The organism is Marinobacter shunpengi (genome assembly GCF_045449715.1).
Taxonomy (GTDB): domain Bacteria; phylum Pseudomonadota; class Gammaproteobacteria; order Pseudomonadales; family Oleiphilaceae; genus Marinobacter.
Genome location: NZ_JBJJLA010000015.1, coordinates 365,960 through 392,095, shown reverse-complemented (window position 1 = coordinate 392,095; position 26,136 = coordinate 365,960). Strand labels below are relative to the sequence as shown.

Annotated in this window: 28 protein-coding genes; 24 read left to right on the top strand and 4 right to left on the bottom strand. The window is 61.5% G+C overall.

Annotated features, from left to right (window positions below; all coding sequences use genetic code 11):
• The first annotated feature begins 9 nt into the window (after positions 1-9).
• The 5 genes from flhB to ACJO3T_RS09775 all read left to right on the top strand — a co-directional run bounded on the left by flhB (position 10) and on the right by ACJO3T_RS09775 (position 4,192).
• Positions 10-1,146 carry a flagellar biosynthesis protein FlhB gene (gene flhB, locus ACJO3T_RS09795; protein ID WP_406978392.1) on the top strand — a complete coding sequence of 379 codons (1,137 nt, stop codon included), beginning with the start codon at positions 10-12 and terminating at the stop codon, positions 1,144-1,146.
• Between the two features lie 160 nt (positions 1,147-1,306).
• On the top strand, positions 1,307-2,416 hold the full coding sequence (locus tag ACJO3T_RS09790) for a colicin D domain-containing protein (protein WP_406978391.1): 1,110 nt from the start codon (positions 1,307-1,309) through the stop codon (positions 2,414-2,416).
• Positions 2,413-2,706: a colicin immunity domain-containing protein gene (locus tag ACJO3T_RS09785; protein WP_406978390.1), complete on the top strand. Its 294-nt coding sequence runs from the start codon at positions 2,413-2,415 to the stop codon at positions 2,704-2,706. The genes ACJO3T_RS09790 and ACJO3T_RS09785 overlap by 4 nt, the downstream gene beginning before the upstream one ends.
• Positions 2,707-2,833: 127 nt before the next feature.
• Positions 2,834-3,304, top strand: a complete 471-nt coding sequence (locus tag ACJO3T_RS09780; RefSeq protein ID WP_406978389.1) for a hypothetical protein — start codon at positions 2,834-2,836, stop codon at positions 3,302-3,304.
• A gap of 84 nt (positions 3,305-3,388) precedes the next feature.
• Complete coding sequence (locus ACJO3T_RS09775) at positions 3,389-4,192, top strand: DUF8606 domain-containing protein (protein WP_406978388.1); 804 nt, start codon at positions 3,389-3,391, stop codon at positions 4,190-4,192.
• A 232-nt stretch (positions 4,193-4,424) separates the two neighbouring features.
• Here the strand turns inward: ACJO3T_RS09775 and ACJO3T_RS09770 are convergent, their stop codons facing one another.
• A complete protein-coding gene (locus ACJO3T_RS09770; RefSeq protein ID WP_406978387.1) occupies positions 4,425-5,726 on the bottom strand; it encodes a uracil-xanthine permease family protein in 1,302 nt (433 codons plus the stop codon).
• Between the two features lies 1 nt (position 5,727).
• Entirely contained in the window at positions 5,728-6,366 is a 639-nt protein-coding gene (gene upp / locus ACJO3T_RS09765; protein ID WP_328185039.1) for a uracil phosphoribosyltransferase, read from the bottom strand.
• A gap of 192 nt (positions 6,367-6,558) precedes the next feature.
• Between upp and flhA the strand changes: the two genes are divergently transcribed.
• The 14 genes from flhA (at position 6,559) to ACJO3T_RS09695 (ending at position 21,245) form a co-directional block, all read left to right on the top strand.
• On the top strand, positions 6,559-8,733 hold the full coding sequence (flhA, locus tag ACJO3T_RS09760; RefSeq protein ID WP_406978386.1) for a flagellar biosynthesis protein FlhA: 2,175 nt from the start codon (positions 6,559-6,561) through the stop codon (positions 8,731-8,733).
• A 25-nt stretch (positions 8,734-8,758) separates the two neighbouring features.
• A complete protein-coding gene (flhF, locus tag ACJO3T_RS09755; RefSeq protein ID WP_406978385.1) occupies positions 8,759-10,099 on the top strand; it encodes a flagellar biosynthesis GTPase FlhF in 1,341 nt (446 codons plus the stop codon).
• A gap of 91 nt (positions 10,100-10,190) precedes the next feature.
• Positions 10,191-11,009, top strand: a complete 819-nt coding sequence (locus tag ACJO3T_RS09750) for a MinD/ParA family protein (RefSeq protein ID WP_406964354.1) — start codon at positions 10,191-10,193, stop codon at positions 11,007-11,009.
• 31 nt (positions 11,010-11,040) lie between these two features.
• Positions 11,041-11,790 carry an RNA polymerase sigma factor FliA gene (locus tag ACJO3T_RS09745; protein ID WP_406964356.1) on the top strand — a complete coding sequence of 250 codons (750 nt, stop codon included), beginning with the start codon at positions 11,041-11,043 and terminating at the stop codon, positions 11,788-11,790.
• Positions 11,791-12,005: 215 nt separating this feature from the next.
• On the top strand, positions 12,006-12,389 hold the full coding sequence (cheY, locus tag ACJO3T_RS09740) for a chemotaxis response regulator CheY (RefSeq protein ID WP_406964358.1): 384 nt from the start codon (positions 12,006-12,008) through the stop codon (positions 12,387-12,389).
• Between the two features lie 49 nt (positions 12,390-12,438).
• Positions 12,439-13,221, top strand: coding sequence for a protein phosphatase CheZ (locus ACJO3T_RS09735; RefSeq protein ID WP_406978384.1), 783 nt, complete (start codon positions 12,439-12,441; stop codon positions 13,219-13,221).
• A gap of 13 nt (positions 13,222-13,234) precedes the next feature.
• Positions 13,235-15,442: a chemotaxis protein CheA gene (locus ACJO3T_RS09730; protein WP_406978383.1), complete on the top strand. Its 2,208-nt coding sequence runs from the start codon at positions 13,235-13,237 to the stop codon at positions 15,440-15,442.
• A 28-nt stretch (positions 15,443-15,470) separates the two neighbouring features.
• Positions 15,471-16,607: a protein-glutamate methylesterase/protein-glutamine glutaminase gene (locus ACJO3T_RS09725; RefSeq protein WP_406964362.1), complete on the top strand. Its 1,137-nt coding sequence runs from the start codon at positions 15,471-15,473 to the stop codon at positions 16,605-16,607.
• A complete protein-coding gene (locus ACJO3T_RS09720) occupies positions 16,607-17,350 on the top strand; it encodes a flagellar motor protein (RefSeq protein WP_406964364.1) in 744 nt (247 codons plus the stop codon). The genes ACJO3T_RS09725 and ACJO3T_RS09720 overlap by 1 nt, the downstream gene beginning before the upstream one ends.
• Before the next feature lie 29 nt (positions 17,351-17,379).
• Positions 17,380-18,177 carry a flagellar motor protein MotD gene (gene motD, locus ACJO3T_RS09715; RefSeq protein ID WP_406964365.1) on the top strand — a complete coding sequence of 266 codons (798 nt, stop codon included), beginning with the start codon at positions 17,380-17,382 and terminating at the stop codon, positions 18,175-18,177.
• A gap of 174 nt (positions 18,178-18,351) precedes the next feature.
• Positions 18,352-19,140: a ParA family protein gene (locus tag ACJO3T_RS09710; RefSeq protein WP_406978440.1), complete on the top strand. Its 789-nt coding sequence runs from the start codon at positions 18,352-18,354 to the stop codon at positions 19,138-19,140.
• Positions 19,141-19,200: 60 nt separating this feature from the next.
• On the top strand, positions 19,201-20,007 hold the full coding sequence (locus tag ACJO3T_RS09705; protein WP_406978382.1) for a chemotaxis protein CheW: 807 nt from the start codon (positions 19,201-19,203) through the stop codon (positions 20,005-20,007).
• Positions 20,008-20,253: 246 nt separating this feature from the next.
• A complete protein-coding gene (locus ACJO3T_RS09700) occupies positions 20,254-20,742 on the top strand; it encodes a chemotaxis protein CheW (RefSeq protein WP_406964370.1) in 489 nt (162 codons plus the stop codon).
• Positions 20,743-20,846: 104 nt separating this feature from the next.
• Entirely contained in the window at positions 20,847-21,245 is a 399-nt protein-coding gene (locus ACJO3T_RS09695) for a DUF2802 domain-containing protein (RefSeq protein WP_406964775.1), read from the top strand.
• Between the two features lie 22 nt (positions 21,246-21,267).
• Here the strand turns inward: ACJO3T_RS09695 and ACJO3T_RS09690 are convergent, their stop codons facing one another.
• Together ACJO3T_RS09690 and fliK are read right to left on the bottom strand one after the other, a co-directional pair.
• Positions 21,268-21,573, bottom strand: coding sequence for an EscU/YscU/HrcU family type III secretion system export apparatus switch protein (locus tag ACJO3T_RS09690; protein WP_406964372.1), 306 nt, complete (start codon positions 21,571-21,573; stop codon positions 21,268-21,270).
• Positions 21,574-21,586: 13 nt separating this feature from the next.
• The gene (gene fliK, locus ACJO3T_RS09685) at positions 21,587-22,978 is read right to left on the bottom strand and encodes a flagellar hook-length control protein FliK (RefSeq protein ID WP_406978381.1); all 1,392 of its coding nucleotides are present in this window, start codon (positions 22,976-22,978) and stop codon (positions 21,587-21,589) included.
• Positions 22,979-23,145: 167 nt separating this feature from the next.
• On the opposite strand from fliK, the gene ccmA reads away from it, so the two are divergent.
• The 5 genes from ccmA (at position 23,146) to ccmE (ending at position 26,103) form a co-directional block, all read left to right on the top strand.
• A complete protein-coding gene (gene ccmA / locus ACJO3T_RS09680) occupies positions 23,146-23,844 on the top strand; it encodes a cytochrome c biogenesis heme-transporting ATPase CcmA (protein ID WP_406964777.1) in 699 nt (232 codons plus the stop codon).
• A 64-nt stretch (positions 23,845-23,908) separates the two neighbouring features.
• Positions 23,909-24,571 carry a heme exporter protein CcmB gene (gene ccmB, locus ACJO3T_RS09675; RefSeq protein WP_406978439.1) on the top strand — a complete coding sequence of 221 codons (663 nt, stop codon included), beginning with the start codon at positions 23,909-23,911 and terminating at the stop codon, positions 24,569-24,571.
• A gap of 35 nt (positions 24,572-24,606) precedes the next feature.
• Positions 24,607-25,374 (top strand): heme ABC transporter permease CcmC, encoded by a 768-nt coding sequence (gene ccmC / locus ACJO3T_RS09670; RefSeq protein ID WP_406978380.1) that lies wholly within the window; start codon positions 24,607-24,609, stop codon positions 25,372-25,374.
• Between the two features lie 4 nt (positions 25,375-25,378).
• Positions 25,379-25,642 (top strand): heme exporter protein CcmD, encoded by a 264-nt coding sequence (gene ccmD, locus ACJO3T_RS09665; RefSeq protein WP_406964377.1) that lies wholly within the window; start codon positions 25,379-25,381, stop codon positions 25,640-25,642.
• Complete coding sequence (ccmE, locus tag ACJO3T_RS09660) at positions 25,639-26,103, top strand: cytochrome c maturation protein CcmE (protein ID WP_406964379.1); 465 nt, start codon at positions 25,639-25,641, stop codon at positions 26,101-26,103. Before ccmD ends, ccmE begins: the two co-directional genes overlap by 4 nt.
• The last annotated feature ends 33 nt before the right edge of the window (positions 26,104-26,136 follow it).

The following is a 26,136-nucleotide window of genomic DNA, read 5'->3' as shown; positions in this document are numbered from 1 at the left end:
CGACAGGTCATGGCTGAAGAGAACGACAACAGTCAGGAAAAAACGGAAGAGCCGACGCCCCGACGCCTCGAAAAGGCCCGGGAGGACGGTCAGACCGCCCGTTCCAAGGAACTGGCCACCATGGCCGTGTTGCTGGCGGGTGCCGGCGGTCTGCTGGTCTTCGGCAGTACCCTGGCCATGGCGCTCGAGGACATCATGCGTGGCGCGTTTGCCCTGGAGCGTAGTGAGATCTTCGACACGCGGTTCATGAGCACGCAACTGATCGCGTCCGCCTGGAAAGTGACGGTCGCCGTCAGCCCGATATTGCTGTTGCTTCTGGTTGCTGCCATCGCCGGCCCCATCGGTATCGGGGGGCTGCTGTTCAGCGGCAAGGCCATTGCCCCCAAGCTTAATCGCATGGACCCGATCAAGGGCCTGAAGCGGATGTTCTCCCTGCGTTCGCTGATTGAGCTGGTGAAGGCGGTGCTGAAGGTGGGGCTGGTTCTCGTGGTGGCGATCCTGATCCTGAATTTCCGGACCGATGACCTGCTGAGCATTTCCGAGGAACCTGCGGTGCCGGCCATGGCCCATGTGGTCTGGACGCTGGCCTGGAGCTTTTTCTTCCTGTCCTGCGCCACCATCATCATTGCGGTGATCGATGTACCGTTCCAGCTCTACGACCACCAGAAGAAACTGCGGATGACCAAGCAGGAGGTGAAGGACGAGTACAAGGACACGGAAGGCAAGCCCGAGGTGAAGGGCAAGATCCGTCAGCTACAGCGGGAGATGGCCCAGCGGCGGATGATGCAGGACGTGCCCACCGCCGATGTGGTCATTACCAACCCGACCCACTATGCGGTGGCGCTGAAGTACGACCAGAAGCGGATGGGCGCACCGGTGGTGGTCGCCAAGGGCAACGACGAGGTGGCCTTCAAGATCATGGAAATCGCCCGGGAGCACAAGGTGGAGCTGCTGCGAACACCGCCGCTGACCCGGGCGGTCTACCACAACACCAAAGTGGGGGAGGAGATTCCCGACGGCCTGTACATGGCCGTGGCCCAGGTGCTGGCCTACATCTTCCAGCTCAGGCAGTTCCGCAAGGGGCATGCGACCAAACCGACCATGCCCGACTTCCCGATTCCCAGGGATATGCGGCGGGATGTGTAATCGTTTGTCGTGGGGGCTTCAGGTGTTGCCTATGAGTTTCCGGTTGGAGAATGGATCAGGTCCCGGTCTTGACTAAGCTCCGGGAACAAGGTTTTATACCCACACTGGCGATTCAGGATGTCCGTCGGTAAAAGGATCTAATCTCACAAGGACGACAGGGATGTTTCATCGGGACCCCATTCTGGTCAAGGCCCCCATGGGCCGTATCTATGCCTTCACTCGGTACTACCGGGGAAACAACATTTTCGACGGCCCCCACCTGGCCTTTCCCCACGACCGTGGCTTCGCCCGGGAACGCCTTCTCGACCTGACCCGGCATATCGGTGATGATCCGTTCAATGACCGGCTGCACGATGTCTGGCAGATGGTATTCCAGAAACCCTGGACCCGCCCGAAAAGTCTCCATGAACTGGTCATGGACCTGACCGACAAGATCACCCGCGGCGAACTGTTTGTCTATGAGGAACGAGACCCGGACCGGTCCCATCGAATCCCGGTGCCGGATGGGCCGCCGTTTGTTGATATCGGCGTTCCGGAAACCCGGTCACCCGCTGATACGCCCCGGACAAAGGGCCCTGCTGTTATTTCCAGCAATGATCAGGAGTCTCGCGATGCTCCCTTGCAAACGACGATTCCCGAGAATGAGCCTGAACCGGTCGAGAGTATGTTGGACCGAGGCCGCCTGTACCACACCGTAGGCCTTGATACCGTTACAGCCAGGGGAGCTGGTGGCGATACGATCGGCGGAATGTATGACAAGGTGTACGATGGCGATGGCAACCAACGACCGGGTATCGACAACGATACTGCCAACGCATTCGACGAGGCCTACCTTCAGGCTCAGGATATCAGTGATATGCGGGCTGAAGGTTATCGGATGGTGGCTGAGGATACCGCAATATCGGCGGTAACAGGTCCAACCGGGTTAGCGTTTTCCAGACTACGGAGAGCTGCCCCCGCGTTCAGCCGAGTAGTGCTTGCGACACCAAAACAACTCCAGAAGAAGTACCTCAAACATGCTGGTGATTTTGGGGTGCATGGGCCATACAATAGAGTCAATTCTCAAAGCTTCAACGAAGCAATTCAACGACATGTAAACCACCGTGAAACTCTTGAGTTCCCAGGAAGTTATCGTGGCAATAACGTTATATTTCACACCAACCCGAATACAGGCTTAACCGTCATAGAGAAACGTGAGGGCGGGTTTTTAAGTGGCTGGAAATTAAATGAAAAACAGTTGAAACATGTTCTTGAGGACCAAAAGCTGTGAACCATACTCCCGAAATCGCAATGTACCAGCGTCTGATCGAAGAGTTCGTGTCTGGCCAGATAAAGGCGGACGAATTCGAAAGTCAGTACCTTACGCTTTTTAAGCAGCAGACCGGAGAACTCCCAGAACCAGAATTCGAAACCCTGAATCAGTTGTTTACTGACGTCGATGCTTACTGCGCTGATCCCGAGCTGAGGGATGAAGATGATATCTCGGAAGAGGAGCTAGTCGCCAGTGCTAAATCAGCCCTCCAGCAACTGCGAGCTTATGCCCCAGATCGCCATATATAGTCGGTCGATTGCAACCTGATTGATAATGTACTGTAGGGCCTTCCTTGCATAGCTTAAGATGATATTTCAGACGCGATGGGTCTCCAACGGAATGGCCTCTACGGCTTATATATAAAAGATAAATGCTATGAGTATTGCATTCAGACATTCAGCCGGATTTGGAAAGCGCATCGAATATTGGGTGGCGGGATTGATGCTGAAGGAAGGCATCGATGTATACATGCCCCTGATTGATGACAACGGTATTGATGCAGTCATTCGTCGACCGGATGGCACCTTCGTAGAGGTGCAGATCAAGGCGAGATCGAAGGATGTCAAAATGGGCGATGCAGCCCTGTTTGCGGCGCTGACCCACGAAGTCCGAGACAATTACTGGTTCGTTTTTTATTCTGAGCGGATGGAGACTTTCTGGATAATGACGTCGGAGGAGTTTGTCCAGGAGTCAGTCCAGAATCGTACTGGCAAGAACCAGGGGAAGCGCTCTATATGGTTCAATGGCAAGCGCAAGAACAAGGAAACGGGGGAGTACACGGAGCACTGCCATGAGCGTTTCAGGAAGTATATCGAAATTGATTTTTCCAGACTGGTTACGATTTGACCCTATGCCCCACCCGGATTTTCGTGTTTCAGCTTTGCTTCAGGAATTCCCACCGGCGCCCTCTGCGCCATCCCTTGAGGTGTCATGAACGATTACTATGTCTACGTATACATTGATCCCCGGAATTTCGAGGAGTTTTACTATGGGAAAGGTAAAGGCTCCAGAAAGCATGCCCACCTGAACGACGATTCGGATAGCGAGAAGTCCAGGCGGATTAAAGCTATTAAACGGGAAGGGCTGGAACCGATTATCCGGGTGATCGCCCGGAATCTGTCGGAGCATGACGCGCTGCTGGTCGAGAAGACTCTGCTCTGGAAGCTGGGCAGGCAGTTGACGAATATTTCCTCGGGCCACTACGCGGATAACTTTCGCCCACACGACTCCCTGCACAAGTATCTTTCGGGGTTCGATTTCCAGAACGGGCTCTACTATTACAACGTTGGCGAAGGACCGCACCGCAACTGGGACGACTACGTTGCTCACGGATTCATCTCCGCCGGTCAGGGCCCAAGGTTCCGGGATGCGATCCTGGGCTTGCAAGCGGGAGATTTTGTTGCCGCCTATCTGAAAGGGCACGGATTTGTCGGGATCGGGCGAGTTACTCAAAGTGCCAGGTCGGTTCGAAAGGTATTGATCGACAATATCCCGCTACTGCAAAAGGAACTGGTGTGCCCAAACATTGCCGAGCATTCCAATGATCCCGATAACTCGGAGTATGTAGCCCTTGTTGACTGGATCAGGACTGTCCCAAGAAACCGGGCGCAGTGGAAGCCAAAAAGTGGACTGTTCACGTCACAACTGGTTCGGGCTTCGCTGGACGGCCAGCCTGAAACCGTAAAGTACCTGGAACAGGCGTTTTCCGTTGATTTCCGTGAGTTATTGACGTAACGCCCCTCCCATCTCTCGGGAGTTATAGAACAGGCGATATCGAAAAGGCCACTGGCGGTAATCAGGGGGGAGGCTTTTGGAGCAGCGACAGGGATGTCGCGGAAGCATTGGGGTGGCAGGACGCCCCTCCAATGCGGCGGAAAAAGCCTCCCCCCTGATTGCCGCCTCCCCCACACTGGCAGTCTACTGAGATCAGTGCAGTCTGTGAGGAGGCTAGCAGCCCGGAAAAGGGTCAGTGCTCGTGATGAGCCCGTTCACCCCAGGCTGAATCCGATCCCGGCAGTACCAGGTTCAGCAGGATGGCCACAATGCCACACAGGGCGATGCCCTCCATTCCGAAGATCTTCATGCCGCCAATACCGAACACCAGGGTAACCCCCACAATCACCAGGTTGCGGGCCTGGGACAGGTCCACCTGGTTGCGGATCAGGCTGTTCAGGCCCACCACCGCAATGGAGCCGAATAGCAGGCACAGGATGCCACCCATCACCGGTACCGGAATGGTCTGCAGGGCCGCGCCGAACTTGCCGACAAAGGCCAGCACAATGGCTACGCCTGCCGCCCACAGCATTACTCTCGGGTTGAAGTTCCTGGTCAGCATCACCGCCCCGGTTACCTCGGAGTAGGTGGTATTGGGCGGGCCGCCCAGGAAGGCGGCGGAGCTGGTGGCAAGGCCGTCGCCCAGCAGGGTGCGGTGCAGCCCCGGCTTCTTCAGGAAGTTCTTGCCGGTGACACTGCTGATGGCCAGCACATCGCCGATGTGCTCGATGGCCGGGGCGATGGCCACCGGAATCATGAACAGGATTGCGCCCCAGCTGAAGGACGGGGCCTGGAAGGCTGGCATGGAGAACCAGGCGGCCTCGCTGATCGGCGTGAAATCCACGATAACCGGCGTAATGCCGATCTTGCCGGCGATAAAGGAAAGCAGGTAACCCACGACAATGCCGAACATGATCGGAATCAGCCGGAAGATACCCTTCGCCCAGACCGACACCACAATGGTGACCAGCAGGGAAATCATCGCAATGACGATGGCCGGGGTGTAGGGCACCAGCTCGGCGGAACCGTCGCCGGTGTGGCCGGTGGCCATGTTCACCGCCACCGGTGCCAGGCCCAGGCCGATCACCATGATCACCGGACCGATCACCACCGGCGGTAGCAGGCGATTGATAAACCCGGTGCCCCGCAGGCGCACCGCACCGCTGAGCAGGATATAGAGGATGCCGGCAGCCACCAGCCCGCCTAGGATCTCCGGAATGGAGAACTGGTTCTTCGCCGCCATGATCGGGGCAATAAAGGCAAAGGAAGACGCCAGGAAAACCGGCACCTTGCCCCCCGTCACGATATGGAAAATCAGCGTGCCCAGGCCGGCGGTGAACAGCGCCACGCTGGGATCCAGCCCGGTGAGAAGCGGCATCAACACCAGGGCACCAAATGCCACCAGCAGCATCTGGGAGCCGGCAAGTGCCTGGCGCCAGACGGGTTCGCCGGCGTAGTCCTCCCGCAGGGAGGTGGTGTTATCCGTATCCTGCATGTCAGACATCCTTTTGCTTGGTGCCAAAGATCTTGTCGCCGGCGTCGCCGAGCCCGGGCAGGATATACCCCTTCTCATTCAGCCGCTCGTCGATGGAAGCCGTGTAGATGGACACGTCCGGGTGTGCCTCCAGGACTTTTTCGATACCTTCCGGGGCCGCCACCAGTACCAGCGCGCGAATTTCCGTGCTGCCCGCCTTCTTCAGCAGGTCGATGGTGGAAATCAGCGAGCCGCCGGTGGCCAGCATCGGGTCCACGATCAGGGCCATGCGCTGATCCAGCTCGCCCACCAGTTTTTCCAGGTAAGTGGACGCCTCCAGGGTTTCCTCGTTGCGGATCTGGCCCACCACGCTGACGCGGGCGACGGGGATGAGGCTGAGTACGCCATCGAGCATGCCCAGACCGGCACGCAGGATCGGCACGATGGTCACTTTCTTGCCGCCGATCTGCTCGACTTCCACGGGACCCGCCCAGCCTTCGATAGTTTCCTTGCTCAGGGTGAAATCCTGGGTGGCTTCGTAGGTCAGCAGGGAGGCCACTTCCTGTGCCAGTTCCCGGAAATTCTTGGTGCTGATATCGGCCCGGCGCATGATGCCGAGCTTGTGCTGGATCAGCGGGTGTTTGACTTCGTGAATGGGCATGGTTCACCTGTCATCTGGTCGGGTGGGATTTGCGCAAGGATACCGTATCCCGGTAGTCCAGTCAGGGGGAATCTGACCATTCTGTAAGAAATGGTACGGATATTGCCGCTACTCCTGTTAAGCAGGCCCGGGTGTCAAAAAACCGACCCGGGCGAAAGCAGAACAACCTCAGCCGTGGAGAGTTCCCTCAAGATGGACCGGGCCCTTGTCCTGAATAACGTCAAATCCCTGACACGGGGGAACCTGGGTATTCCCGTGATGCTCATGGCCCTGCTGGGCATGATGATCCTGCCCATGCCGGCGTTCATGCTGGACGTGTTGTTCACCTTCAACATCGCGCTCTCCATTACCATCCTGCTGGTGTGCGTGTATGCCCTGCGGCCCATGGAATTTGCCGCCTTTCCCACGGTACTGCTGGTGGCGACCCTGCTGCGCCTGGCCCTGAACGTGGCCTCTACCCGCATCGTGTTGCTCAACGGCCACGAGGGTGGCGATGCCGCCGGTAAGGTGATCGAATCCTTTGGCGCGGTGCTGATCGGCGGCAACTACGCGGTTGGCCTGGTGGTATTCGCCATCCTCATGATCATCAACTTCCTGGTGGTCACCAAGGGCGCGGGCCGGGTGTCCGAGGTGAGCGCCCGCTTTACCCTGGACGCCATGCCCGGCAAGCAGATGGCCATCGACGCCGACCTCAACGCGGGCCTGATCAACCAGGAAGAGGCCAAGCACCGCCGGGAAGAGATCGCCCAGGAGGCGGATTTCTATGGTTCCATGGACGGTGCCAGCAAATTCGTGAAAGGCGATGCCGTTGCCGGTCTGCTGATCCTCTTTATCAACCTGATCGGCGGGATTGGCATCGGCATGATCCAGCATGGCCTGGCGTTCCAGACCGCGACCCAGAACTACGCCCTGCTGACCATTGGTGATGGTCTGGTGGCGCAGATTCCGTCACTGCTGCTGTCCAGCTCCGCTGCCATCATGGTGACGCGGGTCACTACCAGCCAGAACATGGGCGGGCAGATCCTGCAGCAGATGTTCGATGCCCCCAGGGCCCTGGCCATTGCCGCCACCATCCTGATCATCCTGGGCCTGATTCCCGGCATGCCCCACGTGGCCTTTCTCGGACTCGGTCTGCTGGCGGCGGGTGCCGCGTACTGGATATGGAAGCAGCGGCATCAGACCGTGGAAGAGGAGGGCGGTGGCTGGCCGGCCACGACCCGTGACAGCGGTGGCCGACCGGCTCCGGTTGGTGGGGCGGGTGGTGCTGCCGAGCAAGCCGACCAGGGTTTGCCGGCGCCACCGGAAACCCGGGAGCTGGGCTGGGACGATGTGGCCACGGTGGATATTGTTGGCCTGGAGGTGGGCTACCGGCTGATTCCGCTGGTGGACAAATCCCAGGGCGGTCAGTTGCTCAGCCGCATCAAGGGGGTCCGCAAGAAGCTGTCCCAGGACCTCGGCTTCCTGATGCCGTCGGTGCATATCCGCGACAACCTGGACCTGATGCCCAATGTCTATCGCATCACCCTGATGGGAGTGACCATCGCCGAGGCGGAGATCCATCCGGAGCGGGAGCTGGCCATCGACCCCGGCCAGGTGTTCGGCAAGGTGGAAGGGATCGCCGGCAAGGATCCGGCCTTCGGCCTGGATGCCATCTGGATCGAGTCGGACCAGAAGGACAACGCCCAGACCCTCGGTTATACCGTGGTGGACGCCAGCACCGTGGTGGCCACCCACCTCAACCAGATCCTGCAGAGCCATGCCCATGAGTTGCTGGGCCATGAGGAAGTGCAGAAGTGGCTGGACCAGCTGGAGAAGATCTCGCCCAAGCTGTCCGAGGAGCTGGTGCCCACCACCGTCTCCATCTCCATCCTGCTGAAGGTCCTGCAGAGCCTGTTGCAGGAGGAAGTGCCGATCCGCGATATGCGCTCCATTGCCGAGGCCATTGTCAACGTCCATCCCAAGAGCCAGGACCCGAAGGTGCTGACCACGGCGGCCCGACAGGCCCTGCGTCGGATGATCGTGCAAAGCATCTGCGGGAACGAGAAAGAGATACCGGTGATCACCCTGGACCCGGAACTGGAACAGTTATTGCTGAAGAGTCAGCAACAGAGTCAACAATCCGGCGGTGGTGACGACATCGGCCTGGTGCTGGAACCGGGCATGGTGGAGAAGCTGCAGCGGTCGTTGCAGGAAAGCGCCCAGCGGCAGGAAATGATGGGCAAGCCCGCGATCCTGCTGGTGTCGGCGCCGCTGAGGCCGGTGCTGGCGAAGTTTGCCAGCTACGGGGTGGATCGCCTGCACGTACTGTCGTACCAGGAAGTGCCGGACAACAAGCAGATTACCATTGTGGCGTCGGTCGGCCAGTAACGGCCCACTTGGGAGGTAGAGTCAGATGAAAGTCAAACGGTTCTTTGCGGCAACCATGTCCACGGCCCTGAAACAGGTTCGTGAATCCATGGGCGACGACGCGGTGATCCTGTCCAGCCGCCGGATTGATGGCGGCGTGGAGATTGTCACCGCCCTGGACTATGACGAAAACATGGCGCGCCAGAAACTGGGTGAGGTGGCCGCCGAGGCCACCAGTGGTGGCCGGCTGGCGGAGCTGCAGGCGGAACAGCATCGCCGTCTGCAGGAAGAACTTGACCGCTCCCGCAGCCGTATTCGTGAGCTTCGCAATCATCGTAGCGGCCATGATCCTCAGCAGCGGTTCCACAGGGAAGAGCCCCGACTGGATATGGATGATCTGCCGCCGGTGCCGGAAACCCGTCAGGAATCCGACGCCGGTCCGGCGGCGGCTGTTACGGCGGACGCGACCGATGAGCTTGCCGGCATGCGCCGTGAGCTGGATTCCCTGCGGGCAATGATCAGTGACAAAGTGCCTGCCGGTGGTCAGCATGGCCCAGCGCCGGAGAAGCCGGCCGAAGAGGTTATGGATGCTGTACGCAGACGTCTGGGCGAACGCCTGGAAGAGTTTGGTGTCAGTGCCCAGCTGGCGACCAGCCTGGCGCGGCAGAGTGGTCGCGGCAAGCTTGAAGACAACTGGAAGCGCTCCCTGAGAACCCTGGCCGCAGGCCTGAAAACCGGTGGTGGCGACTGGGCTTCCCGGGGAGGTATCTACGCCCTGGTGGGTCCCACCGGCTCCGGCAAGACCACCACCATCGGCAAGATTGCGGCACAGTACGTACTGGAGCATGGTGCCGATTCCCTGGCGCTGGTCACCACCGACCGCTACCGGGTAGCCGCCCACGAGCAACTGTTTGTGTTCGGCCGCATCCTTAATGTGCCGGTACGGGTCGTCGACGACACCCACAGCCTGGACGCGGTGCTGGATGAGCTGGAGGGGCGCCACCTGGTGCTGATCGACACCGCCGGCCTGTCCGGCGCCGACCCCGGCTGCCAGGAGCAGTTGCAGGAACTGGCGCAAAGCCGCCACCCGGTACGCTCACACCTGGTGGTTCCCGCCACCAGCCAGCCCCGGATCATGAAATCCATGTGGCATTGCTATAAGATGGCGAATCTTGCAGGTTGTATCATGACCAAGCTGGATGAGGCCCTGACCCTGGGCGAAGTGCTTGGGTTCGCCCTGGAGACGGCATTGCCGGTGGCCTGGGTGACGGATGGCCAGAAGATACCCCAGGACCTGCACCCGGCCAACGCCGCATCGCTGGTTCGCCTGGGTGTTGAACGCTTGCGTGATGCCCGTAAACAGCAGACCATGGCGGCAGGTGCCTGACCGCCTTCACCCGGCGCTGGCCGGTGTGGTTTCAGGCACGGCATGACAGAATACTGAACGACAAGAACCTTGGCGGGACACTAGAACCTCTATGAGCAGACCACATCCGGTTCAGGTTATTGCAGTCACCGGTGGCAAGGGTGGCGTGGGTAAGAGCAACGTCTCCGTAAACCTTGGCATTGCCCTCTCGCAGATGGGCCGGCGTGTCGTCCTGCTGGATGCAGACCTGGGACTCGCCAACATTGACGTCCTGCTGGGGATTACCGCCAGTCGAAACCTTTCCGACGTACTGGCCGGCGAGTGTGATCTCCGGGATGTGCTGGTTAATGGCCCCGGGGGTATCAAGATCGTTCCCGCGTCCTCCGGCACCCAGCGCATGACCCAGCTTTCCCCCATGGAGCACGCTGGCCTGATTAACGCCTTCAGTGAACTGGGCGATCAGGTGGACGTGCTCATTGTCGATACCGCGGCCGGTATCTCCGAGAGCGTGGTCAGCTTCCTGCGTGCGTCCCAGGAACTGCTGCTGGTGGTCTGCGACGAACCCACCTCGATCACCGATGCCTATGCCCTGATCAAATTGATGAACCGGGATTACGGCGTTAACCGCTTCCGCATCCTGGCCAACCAGGTCCGTAACGAGCAGGAAGGCAAACACCTGTTCGGCAAACTGACCCGGGTCACCGAGCGCTTCCTGGATGTTGCACTACAATATGTAGGCATGGTTCCTTACGATGAGGCGGTACGCAAGGCAGTCCAGAGGCAGCGGGCGGTGCTCGATGCCTACCCCAGGGCGAAGGCCTCACTGGCCATCAAGGCCCTGGCCGAGAAGGTGGACAGCTGGCCGCTACCATCGTCCCCCCGGGGGCATCTGGAATTCTTCGTGGAGCGCCTGGTAAGCACCAACGCCTGATCCAATCCTGATGTATGGGTTAACCGGATACATGACATTGGCCAGAAGTCTCGGAATCTACCATCAGACCGGCCGGCGTGATGCCCACCACCTGGTGGAGCAGCATGCGCCGCTGGTCAAGAAAATCGCCCTGCATCTCATGGCCCGACTGCCGGATTCCGTGCAACTCGAGGACCTGATGCAGGCCGGTATGGTGGGGTTGCTGGAAGCTGCCGCAAAATACCAGTCGGACCGTGGTGCTTCCTTTGAAACCTACGCCGGCATCCGTATCCGTGGCGCCATCGTTGACGAGATCCGCAAGGGGGACTGGGTGCCACGCTCAGTTCACCGCAATGCCCGCCGCGTGTCCGCCGCCATCAAGGCCGTGGAGGATCGTGAAGGGCGGGAAGCCCAGGATCACGAAGTGGCGGAAGAACTCGGCATGACCCTGCCGGAGTACCACGCCTGCCTCAGTGACACTAATTCCGGTCGACTTTTTTCCCTGGATGAACTCAATGAATCCGGGGAGCTGCCGATACAGGAACAGGAGGCTTCGGACAATCCCCTGGATGATGTGTCGGGCGCCGCCTTCCGCCAGAACCTGGCGGCGGCCATTGAGGATCTGCCGGAGCGTGAGAAGCTGGTACTCAGTCTCTACTACCAGGAAGAACTGAACCTGAAGGAAATCGGCGCCGTGCTCGGGGTAAGTGAGAGCCGGGTCAGCCAGATCCATAGCCAGGCCGCTCTGAGGTTGCGGGGGCGACTGTCCGAATGGCAGGCGTCTGATGCCGGCACGTCCTGATTCCGGGAGCGGGTGCAGAGCGCGTCGAGGCGACAGGAATCCAGCACGCCCTGCTGGGCGATAACACATTGAAACGGTAAGCAACGCCAGGGCTGCTAGAATAACGCCAACCGCCCGGAAACAGGCGGAAGCGGAACAGCCTGATCAAACGTTGCCCGGGCCCATAACTGCCAGGCCCAGGTCATTATTCCGGCGACGACCAACTGGAGGTCCCATTGGACAAGAACATGAAGATTCTCATTGTGGACGACTTCTCCACAATGCGACGGATTATCAAGAACCTGCTGCGTGATCTCGGGTTTACCAATACCGATGAGGCAGACGACGGCAACACCGCGCTGCCCATGCTTCGTTCCGGCAAGTATGACTTTCTGGTCACCGACTGGAACATGCCGGGCATGTCCGGTTTCGACCTGCTCAAGGAAGTTCGCGCCGATGAGCAGATCAAGGACCTGCCTGTCCTGATGGTCACCGCGGAAGCCAAGCGTGACCAGATCGTGGCGGCCGCCCAGGCCGGCGTTAACGGCTACGTCGTCAAACCGTTCACGGCCGCCGTACTCAAGGAGAAGATCGAGAAGATCTTCGAGCGTATTGAGTAAAGCGTCGGGTACGCTTTGAAACCAGAACCGACAGTCCGGATGTGCTCCCATGAGCGAAGATAAAAACAGTGGCCCCAACCTTGACCCGGAGATCACCAGCCAGCTCAAGGAGCAGGCCAACGAGTTGGTGAAACAGGTCAATGCCGGTGACTACGCCAAGGCCATGACCCTGATCAATGAGCTGAGTGAAGTAAGGGACCAGAGCCTTTACCGGGAAGTCGGTCGCCTGACCCGCAGCCTTCACGAGGCCATCCGCAATTTCCAGATCCAGCCACAGAACGCCGAACAGCAGGAAGCCCTGTCGAAGATGACCGACGCGTCGGACCGGCTCCAGTACGTGGTGGAAATGACCAGCAACGCGGCCAACCGGACCATGGACCTGGTGGAAGTGGCCATGCCGCGGGCCAGTACCATGTGCGAGGAGGCCAAGTCCCTGCGTGATGACTGGCAGCGCCTGCGCCGACGGGAGATGGCACCGGCCGAGTTCCGCGAGCTCTACGGTCGTATAGACCGCTTCTTCGAGAGTCTGTCGGACGATGCCGAAAAAATGTACACGGACCTCTCGGAGATCCTGCTGGCCCAGGATTTCCAGGACCTGACCGGGCAGGTTATCCAGAAGGTGACCTCGCTGGTGAAGGAAGTGGAAGAGAACCTGCTGAGCCTGGTGGTCATGGCAAGTCATGTGGACCAGCTCACCGGAACCGTCCATGAATTGAAGGAAAAGGAAGCCTCCATCAAGGGGGAAGGCCCCCAGATGCGCGCCGCAGAGCGGTCTGACGTGGTGTCCGGACAGGACGACGTTGACGACCTGCTGTCCAGTCTCGGCTTTTAATTGAGGTGAATGCATGGCATTAGATGCAGATGAAGAGATTCTCCAGGATTTCCTGATCGAGGCTGGCGAGATACTCGAGCAGCTCTCGGAGCAATTGGTGGACCTGGAGCAGCACCCGGATGACAGTGATCTGCTCAATGCCATCTTCCGTGGCTTCCATACTGTCAAGGGCGGCGCGGGCTTTCTGCAACTGGACGCACTGGTCAGTTGTTGCCACTCCGCCGAAAACGTGTTTGACACCCTGCGGAACCACAAACGTACGGTGACCTCGGATCTGATGGATGTGGTGCTGGAAACCCTGGACCACGTCAATTCCATGTTTGACCAGGTCCGGAATCGTGACGAGCCTACCCCCGCGCCCCAGTCGCTGATCGATACCCTGGATGAGTACGCGTTGCCCGAGGGGCAGGCACCGGCAAGGGCGTCCGGGAAGAAAGCAGACGAAAAGCCTGCGATGTCAGGTTCGGACCAGGGCGCGCCGGACAGTGGCGACCCGGGGGATATTACCGACGAGGAGTTCGAGCAGCTTCTCGATGCCCTCGACGACGGCAAGCAGGCCGACAGCAAGTCCTCGTCGGACAAGGGCGCCGCCGACACCGGCAGCCAGGACAGCGACGACATCAGCGATGATGAGTTCGAGGCACTGCTGGACCAGCTCCATGGCAAGGGGCGGTTCTCCGGCGAGGTGGCCTCGTCGGAGGTTGAGGACCCGGATCAGGATGAGGAAGACACCGCCAAGGCGGATGACAGGCCTGCCGGTGATGACGGCAAGTCCTCCGGCGACAGTGACCTGATCACCGATGACGAGTTCGAGCGTCTGCTGGACGACCTGCATGGCAAGGGCAAGAGCCCGGCAGCCACCGCAAAGGAAGCCGGGGGCGACAAGCCGGCGTCGACATCCGGGGCCGGAAAGGCGGAACCGAAACCACCGGAATCCGGGAAATCCGACTCGAAAGGCTCCGAACCCGCACCGAAGAAACCGGAACAGCCGGCCAAGGCACCGGCGGCCGGAGGCAAGGCCGACGACGGCAAATCACCGGCGCGGGAAAACCAGGCCCCCGCCGAAACCTCGGTAAGGGTGGATACCAAACGCCTGGACGACATCATGAACATGGTGGGCGAGCTGGTGCTGGTGCGTAATCGTCTGCAGCGCCTCGGCAACGAGAGCGAAGACAGTGAGATGCACAAGGCCGTGTCCAACCTCGATGTGGTCACCACCGACCTGCAGTCCGCGGTCATGGCCACCCGGATGCAGCCCATCAAGAAGGTGTTCGGGCGCTTCCCCCGCGTGGTACGGGACCTGGCCCGGAGCCTGAAAAAGGAAATCCGCCTGGTCATGCACGGCGAGGACACGGACCTGGACAAGAACCTGGTGGAGGCCCTGGCCGATCCGCTGGTGCACCTGGTGCGTAACTCCGTGGACCATGGCATTGAAGCGCCGGATGTGCGGGAGAAGGCGGGCAAGCCCCGTCAGGGCACTGTCAACCTGTCGGCGGAGCAGGAGGGCGACCATATCCTGCTGTCCATCGAGGACGATGGCGGCGGCATGGACCCGGACAAGTTACGGCAGAAGGCCGTGGACAAGGGCATCTACGACCAGGATGCCGCCGACCGCCTGACCGAGAGCGAGTGCTACAACCTGATCTTCGCCGCCGGTTTCTCCACCAAGGACCAGATTTCCGATGTGTCCGGCCGGGGCGTGGGCATGGACGTGGTCAAGACCAAGATCAGCCAGCTCAACGGCCAGATTGAGGTGCGCTCGAAACTGGGCGAGGGCACCGCGATCCGTATCAAGGTGCCGCTGACCCTGGCGATCATGCCAACGCTGATGATCATGCTGGGCGAGCAGTCCTTCGCGCTGCCGCTGGTGAACGTGGTGGAGATCTTCCATCTGGATCTCAGCAAGAAGAACATTGTCGACGGTCGCGAGTGCATCGTGGTCCGGGACAAGGTGTTCCCGCTGTTCCATATCAAGCGCTGGCTGGTACCGTCCGATACCGGCTCCGCCGAGCCCGACAATGCCCATGTGGTGATTGTCGCCATGGGCACCAAGCAGGTGGGCTTCGTGGTGGACCAGTTGATTGGTCAGGAGGAAGTGGTCATCAAGCCTCTCGGACGTGCCCTGCAGGGTACACCGGGCATGGCGGGTGCCACCATTACCGGCGATGGTCGTATCGCCTTGATAATTGACGTGCCCAGCCTGTTGCAACATTACGGCTGATGGCGGGTTTTACCGATAGGGGGAATGGATGACGGTTTCTGTCCTGGTCGTTGATGATTCGGGTTTCTTCCGCAAGCGACTGACGGAAATCCTCAACGCATCCGGCAACATCCGTGTTGTGGGTGCCGCCAGCAATGGCAAAGAAGGGGTGGAACTGGCGGAAAAGCTGCGCCCCGATGTCATCACCATGGATTACGAAATGCCGGTGATGAACGGCATTGCCGCGGTGAAGGAGATCATGCAGCGCTGCCCGGCGCCGGTACTGATGTTCTCCTCTCTCACCTACGAAGGGGCCCGGGTCACCCTGGACGCCCTGGAAGCCGGGGCGGTGGACTTCCTGCCGAAGAACTTCGAGGACATCGCCCGGGATGGTTCCGAGCTCCAGCGCATCCTGCGGGAGCGCATCCTCGATGTGGCACGGAGCCAGCCCCGGGCGGAGCGTGGTGCGGCGGCGCCCACTGTTGGCCGAAAGCCGTCCCCGGGTACTACCGACCGACCGGTCCCGGCCCGGGACACCCGCCCGTCACAGCCTGACAGTCGTTCGCCCCGGCCCGAGCCGCCGGCCAGGCCCGCCCGTCGTCGCACCCCCAGCCGGCATTACAATGTGGTGGGCATCGGCACCTCCACCGGCGGCCCCATCGCCCTGCAGAAGGTGCTGGTGGACTTGCCCGCCAATTTCCCGGCACCCCTGGTGCTGGTCCAGCACATGCCGGGCAGCTTTACCCCGGCGTTTGCCGAGCGCCTCAACAAGCTGTGCCGCATCCAGGTCCGGCAGGCGGAGGATGGCGATATGCTGCGCCCCGGCGTGGCCCTGCTGGCCCCCGGCGGCAAGCAGATGATGATTGAGAACCGGGGCGGCCAGGGGCGGGTGCGCATCCTTCCCGGGGATGAACGGCTGAACTACAAGCCCAGCGTTGACGTCACCTTTGGCTCCCTGGCGCGCAGTTTTCCCGGCAAGACCCTGGGTATCATCCTCACCGGCATGGGCGCCGACGGCAAGGAAGGCTGCCGCATGATGAAACAGTCCGGCTCCGTGATCTGGTCACAGGATGAAAAAACCTCGGTAATCTACGGCATGCCCATGGCCGTGGCCAAGGCCGGCCTGAGTGACGAAGTGCTCCCCCTGGATGAAATCGGACCGCGCCTGGTTGAAGGGGTGAGTTAATGGATATCCTCAGCCTGCTGGGTATCATCCTGGCGTTTGCGGCCCTGTTGGGCGGCAACATGCTGGAGGGCGGTACCCTGGCATCGCTGTTCAACCTGCCGGCGGCCCTGATCGTGGTAGGCGGCACTCTGGCTGCGACCATCCTGCAGACCTCCGCCGGCCTGCTCAGGCGGGCCTTCAGCCAGTCCCGCTGGGTTTTCTTCCCGCCCTATATCGGACTGGATGAAGGCATTGGCAAGATCATGGACTGGAGCGTCAAGGCCCGCAAGCAGGGGCTGCTGGGCCTGGAAGCAGTGGCGGAGAAAGAGCCGGAGAATTTCGCCCGCAAGGGCCTGCAACTGCTGGTGGACGGTGCCGAAACTGAAACCATCCGCGGTGTGCTGGAGGTGGACCTGGAATCCCGGGAACAGCGGGACCTGGAAGCGGCCCAGGTCTTCGAGGCGATGGGGGGCTACTCGCCGACCATCGGTATTATCGGCGCGGTGATGGGGCTGATCCAGGTGATGACCAACCTGACCGATCCGTCCACCCTGGGAACCGGCATCGCCACCGCCTTTGTGGCCACCATCTACGGAGTGGCGCTGGCGAACCTGCTGTTTTTCCCCATGGCCAACAAGATGCGGGAGATCGTCCGCCGTCGCAGCCGTTACGAGGACATGATGATTGATGGCATCATCGCGATTGCGGAAGGAGAAAATCCACGGTCCATCGAGATGCGTCTGCGGGGCTTCGTACAGTCCTGAGCAGGCCACCATCCGGACAGGGGATCACTATGAGGCGTCGATCAAGACGGGCTGAAGCCGCCAATAACCAGGAACGCTGGCTGATCTCCTACGCGGATTTCATCACCCTTCTGTTCGGCTTCTTCGTGGTGATGTACTCCGTATCGTCAGTGAACGAGGGCAAGTACAAGGTGCTCTCGGAGACCCTGACCGGTGTGTTCAATGCCCCCCAGCGATCCATCCAGCCAGTGCCAGTGGGCGAGGAGCCCGGCGCCGCATTGCCGTCGGAAGAGTCGGTGATTCCTCCCCCGGTTGCCCCCGCTCCCGAGCCGGAGCCGTCCACCACGGTCCGGGAGCAGGCGCAGCGTAGCGAGGCACTGCGCAGCATGGCCAACCAGTTTGCCACGGAATTCGACAGTCTGATGAACCAGGGGGTGGTGAACCTCCAGGTCAGCGACCAGTGGATCGAGCTGAGCATGCGGGACAGCCTGTTGTTCGGCAGTGGCGACGCGGAACCCCATTATGACGCCTTCCCGGTAATGGAAAGCATCGCTGACATTATCCGGGATACCGACAACGCCATCCGGGTCGAAGGATTTACCGATGACCGGCCCATCCGGACCGGCCGCTTCCCCTCCAACTGGGAGCTGTCGGCGGCCCGGGCTTCCGCCGTGGTGCGGATGCTGGCGGCGGAGAAGGTGAACCCGTCCCGCATGGCTGCGGTGGGTTACGGCGCCTATCAGCCGGTGGCCCGCAATGACACGGAAGAAGGACGGCGTCGTAACCGCCGGGTGGTGTTGCTGATTTCCCGGGACGCGGCCATCCGGGGGGCCGTCCGGGACCGCTGACGCAGGCTGGCACGATATCTGAATAACCCTGATGCAGAAGATGACCAGGGGACCATGGTGGCAATCGTTTGCCGGCTCCGGCGCTGGCAGCGTGTTCCTCAAGTTCCGGTCAGGGCCGCCGATATGCAGGGCGGCAAGTACGGCCCCATAGGGGCATTCACGGGAGAGTTGTTTGTGCGGATCTGGGCAGTAGCGAATCAGAAAGGCGGGGTGGGCAAGACCACCTCCGTGGTTACCCTTGGTGGCCTGCTGGCTGAGCAGGGTTACCGTGTACTCCTGGTGGACCTGGACCCCCACGGGTCCCTCACCAGCTGGTTTGGCCATGACCCGGACACCATCCCCCACAGCGTTTTCGACCTGTTCCAGCACCAGGGCAAGGTACCTGACGGCCTGCCGGCGCAACTGGTGACGGACACCGGCTGTGAGGGGCTGTCCCTGTTGCCGGCCAGTACCGCCCTGGCCACCCTGGAACGCAAGATGGTGGGTGTCGAGGGCATGGGACTGATCGTCTCCCGGGCCCTGGCCCAGCTCTGGGATGATTTCGACTATGTCCTGCTGGACAACACGCCGTCCCTGGGGGTGCTGATGGTCAATGCCCTGGCCGCCACACAGCACCTGATTGTCCCGGTGCAGACAGAATTCCTGGCACTGAAGGGGCTGGAGCGCATGCTTCACACCCTGCAGATGATCATGCGTTCCCAGAAGAACCGGCTGGATTACACCATTGTGCCCACACTGTATGACAAGCGTACCCAGGCCTCGGTCAGCAGCCTTAACCAGCTTCGCAAGACCTACCCGGATGAGCTCTGGCGCTTCATGATCCCGGTGGACACCCGGTTCAGGGACGCCAGCCAGGCGGGCCGGGTACCGTCGAAGCTGGACGCGGACACCCATGGCGTGCGGGCCTACCGGCGTCTGTTGCAGGACCTGATGGAGGGGACCACCTCATGGGCTTCCAACTGACCGACCTGGTTGCCGCTGACGGATTTCTGACAGGCGACGGAAAACGGTCGCGGAGGTCCTATGGCGCCTGACCGGAAATCCTCCACCGATCTGGCGGACCCGTCCGCGGCACTGGTCAGCTACCTGGACGACCTGCTGCACACGGCTACGGCCACCGCGACGGAAACCGTTGAGGAACAGGAGACGGTGACACCAGCGCCGGAGGAACCCGAAACCCGGGCCGACACCCTGGTTGACGAGGCCGTGGCGCCGGATCTGCCGGTTGAGGATGAGCCGGAGACAGCGTTGGTCACACCGGAGCCTGATATTGCCCCGGCCCCCGTTGCGGAAGCCGTGCCCGTCGAGATAGCGGTGGCGGTGCCCGCCGAGGAGCCACCCGCACCCGCGGAACCCGAGGCCAATCCCGACTGGGCCGATCGGCCGTTCGAATGCCTGATCTTCAAGGTGGCTGGCCTGCAACTGGCGGTGCCGCTGGTGATGCTGGGGGCGATCCATCGCATAGAGGACCGCATCAAGCCGATTCCGGGGCGCCCTCCCTGGTACATGGGGATGCTGCTGGACCGGGACCAGAAGCTCAAGGTGGTGGACTCGGCGCAGTGGATCATGGCCGGGCGGGTACCGGAAGGCGCCCGGGAGGGCTATCGCTTCGTGATCCGGCTGGATGACAGCGACTGGGCCCTGGCCTGTGACGAAGTGGCGGAATCCTTCACCCTCGACCCGGACCAGGTGCGCTGGCGCACCTCCCGCAGCAAGCGGCCCTGGCTGTCGGGCACCGTGGTCAAGCACATGTGTGCCCTGATCGACGTGGGCGCCATGGCCGGATTGCTGGCACGGGCGGAGCGGGAGCACCACCTGGAGCTAGACTGACGGGTGTTTTGAAAGCTGTCGCATAACTATACATACTTAACGGGCGGGTATTCTTCCCTCAAGTTCACCCCCGGTCTGGCCGATACCTTCTGGGAGGCCGGCGGAAGCGCGGACCGGCGGTTACCAAATTAAACCGATCCACTCTGGCACGGTTTGTGCCCCTGACTATAGTATGGGGCACTGACGATGATTTTTTGACATCAGGCTGTCCCGTTAGACGGATGGCCTGCGAGGAGACAAGGCATTATGGCATCCGATAACGGACAACAGGGTCAGGCCCAAAACGACAAGGTCCTTCAGTACGTCACCTTCCGTCTGGATGACGAGACCTACGGTATCGATGTGATGCAGATCCAGGAAGTGCTGCGTCACACCGAGATTGCTCCGGTACCCGGTGCGCCAGATTATGTCCTGGGCATCATCAACCTGCGGGGCAACGTGGTCACGGTGATCGACACCCGCCGCCGGTTCGGTCTGGCGGATGCGGAGATCACGGACGCCACCCGTATCGTGGTGATGGAGTCCGAAAGCCAGGTGATGGGTATCCTGGTGGATTCCGTGGCAGAGGTGGTGTACCTGAAGGCCAGTGAAATCGAAACCGCACCCAACGTGGGGAACGAGGAAAGCGCCAAGTTCATCCAGGGGGTGTGCAACAAGAATGGCGAACTGATCATTCTTGTGGAGTTCGACAAGATGCTGTCTGATCACGAGTGGGCGGAGATTGCCGCGCTCTGACCTGACCACCTGCAGGGCCTGACCACTCGTCGCCCTGGCAAGTGGCAGGTCCGGGGTCCATCGCCACCCGGTCGTGATCACCACCAACCGAGGACCGAGTGATGATGACCACCGACTGGACCCAACTGGCCCCCTGGGCCCTTACCCTTGTTGCCTTTGTCCTGCTGGCCGTTCAGGGGCTGGTTAACAGCCGCCGGATCGATCGCGTACGCCGGCAGTTGCGGGACAACACCGAAAACCTGGTGCGTGAACTACACGCCACCAGCAGTGGCAGTGCCGGTGTCGGTAACCGGGTGATCGCCTGCGAGCGCCAGCTCCACGAGCTGCGCTCGCTGTTCGATGAAATGCGCCAGAACGACCCGCTGCGGGTTTCCTACGATGAAGCCTCCCGCCTGGTGGACCTGGGGGCCGATGTGGATGACCTGATGAATACCTGTGGTATCTCCCGTCCCGAGGCGGAACTGGTTTCCGCGCTGCGCCGTCGTCAGCAGCGGGTGGCCTGAACCGGTTGTCGGGCATTCCGCCTCACGGGGATTCCGGTTTGTCCTGGCCGGCATCCTGCGGCGTCCGGCCCTGCAGATGGAAGGCAAAGGCCAGTATCTCCGCGATGACCCGGTAGAGGGTTTCGGGAATCTCCTCGTCTAGATCCAGTCGCGCCAGTATGCCCGCCAGTTCGGCATTCTCGTAGAGGGGCACCTCGTGTTCCCGGGCAATACGGATGATCTCCTCCGCCACCTCGTCCATTCCGCTGGCGGCGACGGTGGGAGCCCTCTGGCCGTCATACTTGAGGGCGACAGCGGTGTCACGACTGCTGCTCCGTTGTTCCGTCATCGTTGTTCCTCCTTCATGCCCGGGTGTCCAGCAGCCGGTGTTCCAGGCGGGTGGCCGCCGCGGGTGGCTGCCCTCTGCGGCATTCCAGTTCCGTCACCTCCAGCCCCAGGTCCGTCAGCCGGGTGCGCAGATCCCCCAGTTCCTGGTTGACCTGGCGGGCAGTGGCCTGGCGTTCTGCCCAGACCCGGGCGGACAGGGCCTGCTGTCGCAGGGCGATATCGAAGAACACCTTGCCGGCCTCGTCCAGGTCCATGGCCAGGTTCAGCCGCCATTCGGCAACGCCGGCGCGCCGGCTTCCCTGTTTTTCCTGCTGCTCCGGCTGGTTATAGTCGATCCGTAACTGGGCGGTCTTCACCTCTCCACCGGGAGCCATCCAGGGAAGGTCGGTGACCAGTGTATTGATCTGTGGGGCGCCCTCGGCGCCACTGCGGGTGGTCAGCAACTGGCTGTGGAGCTGGTTGACCGTGATCCGGTTCAGCATGCCCGCCAGCAGGCGTAGCATCTGACCGGGGGAGGCCGGTTCCCGGCTGTCGCCAGTAGCCAGGGTCGTCGTGGTCGGTGCCGGAAACTGGAGTGGCGAGGTCACCAGCTCATGGCTTGGCAGCGGCGTGAAACGGGTGAACTGGTCGCTGCCCAGGTTCTGGTGTTGCAGCAGGGTCAGGGCCAGCCGCCCCAGGGCCAGCTTCAGGTCTGTGGGAGCAGCATCCAGGGTGCCCCGGGCCAGGCGGGCTTCGGTCATCACGCCGCTGTTGATCAGCCATTGTTTTACCCCTTCGGCGTCCAGTCCCGGCGTGCCTGGGGATGCCAGGCTCGTGAGGGGGGCAAGGGGTGCCTGGGAGATCGACGATGTCGCCGGCAGTGGCCGGAACGTCAGTCCCGTGGTTTCTGTGGAGGCCCGGGGCAGTAGCCTGGCGATGGCCTGCAGGGCCTCCCGGACGGTGGTGGGTACGGGTTGGCTGGCGCCGGGTTGGGTGCTGGTGCCCGGGGCTGCCCTGAGACCTGCGGACAGGGTGGCCAGTAGCTGGCTCAGGCCGCTGTCCAGGTGTTGCTGCCAGGGCAGGTGGCGGATCAGGGCCTGCCCCAGGCGGGTTTCCGCTGTGGCAGGCAGCTTGTCCAGCAGGGTTAGCGATGAACCTTCCCGCATCAGCCGCAGGAGATCCCCCACCTTCAGTTCCGGCCGGTCCCCGGGCAGGTTGACCGTCAGTTTCTGGCCGCGTACTTCCAGTATGGCCTGATCCATGCCCCGCTGGGACAGGAGTTCGGCCACCCTTGCGACCACCGCCTGGCGGTTTTCCAGTTGCAGGCTCTGCAGTTGACGCAGGGGATCGGGCTGCCCCGTCCCGGCGTTGCCGGCGGGCGGTTTGGGGGGCTGGGTATTGATCGGGTTACCGTCGGGTAATTTCATGGGTTTTGTGCAACACGACTCGTCGTTTTGATGTCAGGCAAGAGTAATCAACGGCCCGTTTCGTTATAATAGCGCCCGCTTCGGGAATTCTCCCGGAAGTACCGGTGATACCGGTTTATGTATTTCCCGGGGTGGCCGATGCCGCCCCCTGGCAACCCGGGGCCCTGATGACTGAGCCGCTGCCACAGGCTGATCATTTGCTCAAGGCTGAGCGTCTGGAATGTGAACGGGACGGTCGTACGCTGTTCCGTGACCTGAGTTTTTCCATAGTGCCGGGTACGCTCACCCGTGTCGAGGGTCCTAACGGTTCGGGCAAGACCACGCTGCTGCGCATACTGGCCGGTCTGAATGACAACTGGAGCGGGCAGATCCTCTGGTGCGGGCAGCCACGGCACCGGCATTGGGACGCGGTGCGCCGCAATGTTCTCTACCTGGGGCACCGGCCCGGCATCAAGGGAGTGCTGACGCCAATGGAAAACCTGCAGGCGCTGGTGGCGGGGCGGCAGGCCGTGAGCCGGGATACCCTGGCCCAGGCGCTGGCCCAGGTCGGGCTCGGTCCCTGGACCCATGTGCCCTGTGAGCACCTGTCCGCCGGCCAGAAACGGCGGGTCGCGCTGGCGCGCCTGCTGTTCGCGGATGAACCGGTGTGGTTGCTGGACGAGACCTTTACGGCCCTGGATGTGGATGCCGTGGCCGCCGTGGAGCGGCTGCTGGCCGACCGGGTACGGGATGGTGGCGCGGTGGTCATAACCACCCACCATCAGCCGGCCCTGGAAGACATGGCCCGGATCCGTCTGGGGCAGGCCGCGGAGGGCGACCGGGCCGGGGCGCCGGCCAATGACCGTACGGAGGTGCCAGGTGGGTAGTCGGCAGCCACTGGGGGCCCTGGTACAGGACCCGGTGACGTCATCGCCGGGGGTGGGGCAGGCCATGGCGGCCCTGATCCGTCGTGACCTGCGGCTCAGCATCCGTCAGAAGCAGGATCTGCTGAATCCGCTGCTGTTCTTTATCATGGTGGTGGCCCTGTTTCCCCTGGGGGTGAGCCCCGAGGCGTCGTTCCTCAGTGAGGCCGGCGCCGGCATCCTCTGGGTGGGTGCGCTGCTGGCCACCATGCTGTCACTGGACCACCTGTTCCGCTTCGATTTCGAGGACGGAACCCTGGAGCAGATTGCCCTGCAGCCGCAGCCGCTGTTCCTGCTGGTACTGGCGAAGACCCTGGCCCACTGGCTGGTGACCGGGCTGCCGCTGGTGCTGCTGACACCGCTTTTGGGGATGATGTTGTTCCTGGACGGGAACTCTGTTGCGGTTTTGTGTCTAACGCTGCTGATCGGCACACCCGTACTGAGTCTGATCGGCTCGGTGGGGGCGGCTTTGACCGTTGGTTTGCGGGCCGGGGGCGTGCTCTTGTCCCTGCTGGTGATCCCTCTGTATATTCCGGTGCTCATCTTCGGTACCGGTACGGTAATGGCGGCAAGCAGCGGGGCCGACGTGTCCGGGCACCTCGCATTGATGGCGGCAATGCTGGTGCTGGCGGCCATGCTGGCACCACTGGCCGCGGCAGCGGCCCTGAAGATCAGTTTATCGACGTCCTAGGGCGTCAACAGGTTTCGAGTCAGGGGATACACCCGATGTGGCAATTCTTTCACAAACTGGGCTCGCCGAAGTGGTTCTACGGCATTGCCGGCCGGTTCATGCCCTGGCTGCTGGCCTTCGGGCTGCTCCTGACCCTGGCCGGCATCATCTGGGGGCTGGGGTTCGCTCCTGCGGAGCGTTACCAGGAAAACAGCTATCGCATCATCTATATCCATGTGCCCACGGCGTTCCTTGCCCAGTCTGTCTACATGATGATCGCGGTTGCCGGCGTGGTTACCCTGGTCTGGAAGATGAAGCTGGCGGATGTGTTCGTGCGTGCGGCGGCCCCGGTGGGCGTGGTGCTGACGCTGCTGGCGCTGTTTACCGGCGCGGTCTGGGGCAAACCGACCTGGGGTGCCTACTGGGTCTGGGATGCGCGGCTGACCTCCATGCTGATCCTGCTGTTCCTGTACATCGGCATTATCGGTCTCGGTTTTGCCTACGCGGACGAGAAGGCGGCCGCGAAGGCGGTGGCGGTGTTATCCATCGTCGGTGTGGTGAACATTCCCATCATCAAGTATTCGGTGGAGTGGTGGAACACGCTGCACCAGCCCGCCACCTTCAAACTGACGGAAAAGCCCGCCATGGTGCCCGAGATGTGGGTGCCGCTGCTGATGGTGGTGCTGGGCACTTATCTGCTGTTTGGCTGGATAGCCTTCTATCGCATGCAGACGGAAATCCTGCGGCGGGAGTACCGCACCCGCTGGGTGCGTGACCTGGTTCAGGCCGGTGGCCAGTCGCAACTGAAATCGGGAGGAGCCTGACGCCATGGCATTCGAATCCTTCAGTGACTTTATTGCCATGGGTGACCATGGGCTCTATGTCTGGACATGCTACGGTGTGTTTTTTCTGCTATGCGGATTGCTGGCATGGCTGTCTGTGTTCGAACGCCGTCAGGTGGTCCGCGCCCAGCGTTTCCAGCAGCAGTTCCAGTCCTCGCCGCAGGGTGCGGCAGGCTCCGGAAACCCGGCAGGCGAAGCCAGCTTCCAGCGAATCCAAACGTCCCACAATGAGCCAGCCAGCAAGCCATGAATCCTGCACGTAAACGAAAGCTCAGCATCATCCTGTTCCTGTTGGCCGGCGTATCGGTGGCCGTTGGCCTGACCACCTACGCCTTCCGCCAGAACATCAACCTGTTCTATGACCCGACCCAGATTTCCGAGGGCGAAGCCCCGGTGGATGTGAGGATTCGCGCCGGTGGCATGGTGGAGGAGGGCTCGGTGGTCCGTGACCCCGACAGCCTTAAGGTGGAGTTCCGGGTGACCGACTACAGCTCCACGGTGACGGTGAGGTATGAAGGCATCCTGCCGGACCTGTTCCGTGAGGGGCAGGGCGTGGTGGCCACCGGGCAACTGAATCAGGACCGGATCTTTGTGGCGGAGCAGGTCCTTGCCAAGCACGATGAACAGTACATGCCGCCCGAGGTCAGCAAGGCCCTGGAGCGATCTTCCGCCCGGGCCGAAAAAGAGGGTCGGGAGATGCCCGAGTACTGATCCGCTGCAACACCCATAAGAACGCCTGAAGAG

Bases quoted from the DNA above. Each gene is read 5' to 3' on its own strand.
- ccmA (WP_406964777.1), top strand. From the start codon at position 23,146: ATGACTGAGCCGCTGCCACAGGCTGATCATTTGCTCAAGGCTGAGCGT.
- ACJO3T_RS09780 (WP_406978389.1), top strand. From the start codon at position 2,834: ATGAGTATTGCATTCAGACATTCAGCCGGATTTGGAAAGCGCATCGAA.
- ACJO3T_RS09725 (WP_406964362.1), top strand. From the start codon at position 15,471: ATGACGGTTTCTGTCCTGGTCGTTGATGATTCGGGTTTCTTCCGCAAG.
- ACJO3T_RS09720 (WP_406964364.1), top strand. From the start codon at position 16,607: ATGGATATCCTCAGCCTGCTGGGTATCATCCTGGCGTTTGCGGCCCTG.
- ACJO3T_RS09770 (WP_406978387.1), bottom strand. From the start codon at position 5,726: ATGCAGGATACGGATAACACCACCTCCCTGCGGGAGGACTACGCCGGC.
- flhF (WP_406978385.1), top strand. From the start codon at position 8,759: ATGAAAGTCAAACGGTTCTTTGCGGCAACCATGTCCACGGCCCTGAAA.
- motD (WP_406964365.1), top strand. From the start codon at position 17,380: ATGAGGCGTCGATCAAGACGGGCTGAAGCCGCCAATAACCAGGAACGC.
- flhB (WP_406978392.1), top strand. From the start codon at position 10: ATGGCTGAAGAGAACGACAACAGTCAGGAAAAAACGGAAGAGCCGACG.
- flhA (WP_406978386.1), top strand. From the start codon at position 6,559: ATGGACCGGGCCCTTGTCCTGAATAACGTCAAATCCCTGACACGGGGG.
- ACJO3T_RS09690 (WP_406964372.1), bottom strand. From the start codon at position 21,573: ATGACGGAACAACGGAGCAGCAGTCGTGACACCGCTGTCGCCCTCAAG.
- ACJO3T_RS09750 (WP_406964354.1), top strand. From the start codon at position 10,191: ATGAGCAGACCACATCCGGTTCAGGTTATTGCAGTCACCGGTGGCAAG.
- ACJO3T_RS09735 (WP_406978384.1), top strand. From the start codon at position 12,439: ATGAGCGAAGATAAAAACAGTGGCCCCAACCTTGACCCGGAGATCACC.
- ACJO3T_RS09790 (WP_406978391.1), top strand. From the start codon at position 1,307: ATGTTTCATCGGGACCCCATTCTGGTCAAGGCCCCCATGGGCCGTATC.
- ACJO3T_RS09705 (WP_406978382.1), top strand. From the start codon at position 19,201: ATGGCGCCTGACCGGAAATCCTCCACCGATCTGGCGGACCCGTCCGCG.
- ccmC (WP_406978380.1), top strand. From the start codon at position 24,607: ATGTGGCAATTCTTTCACAAACTGGGCTCGCCGAAGTGGTTCTACGGC.
- ACJO3T_RS09700 (WP_406964370.1), top strand. From the start codon at position 20,254: ATGGCATCCGATAACGGACAACAGGGTCAGGCCCAAAACGACAAGGTC.
- upp (WP_328185039.1), bottom strand. From the start codon at position 6,366: ATGCCCATTCACGAAGTCAAACACCCGCTGATCCAGCACAAGCTCGGC.
- ACJO3T_RS09730 (WP_406978383.1), top strand. From the start codon at position 13,235: ATGGCATTAGATGCAGATGAAGAGATTCTCCAGGATTTCCTGATCGAG.
- ACJO3T_RS09745 (WP_406964356.1), top strand. From the start codon at position 11,041: ATGACATTGGCCAGAAGTCTCGGAATCTACCATCAGACCGGCCGGCGT.
- ccmB (WP_406978439.1), top strand. From the start codon at position 23,909: ATGGCGGCCCTGATCCGTCGTGACCTGCGGCTCAGCATCCGTCAGAAG.
- ccmE (WP_406964379.1), top strand. From the start codon at position 25,639: ATGAATCCTGCACGTAAACGAAAGCTCAGCATCATCCTGTTCCTGTTG.
- ACJO3T_RS09775 (WP_406978388.1), top strand. From the start codon at position 3,389: ATGAACGATTACTATGTCTACGTATACATTGATCCCCGGAATTTCGAG.
- ACJO3T_RS09695 (WP_406964775.1), top strand. From the start codon at position 20,847: ATGACCACCGACTGGACCCAACTGGCCCCCTGGGCCCTTACCCTTGTT.
- ccmD (WP_406964377.1), top strand. From the start codon at position 25,379: ATGGCATTCGAATCCTTCAGTGACTTTATTGCCATGGGTGACCATGGG.
- fliK (WP_406978381.1), bottom strand. From the start codon at position 22,978: ATGAAATTACCCGACGGTAACCCGATCAATACCCAGCCCCCCAAACCG.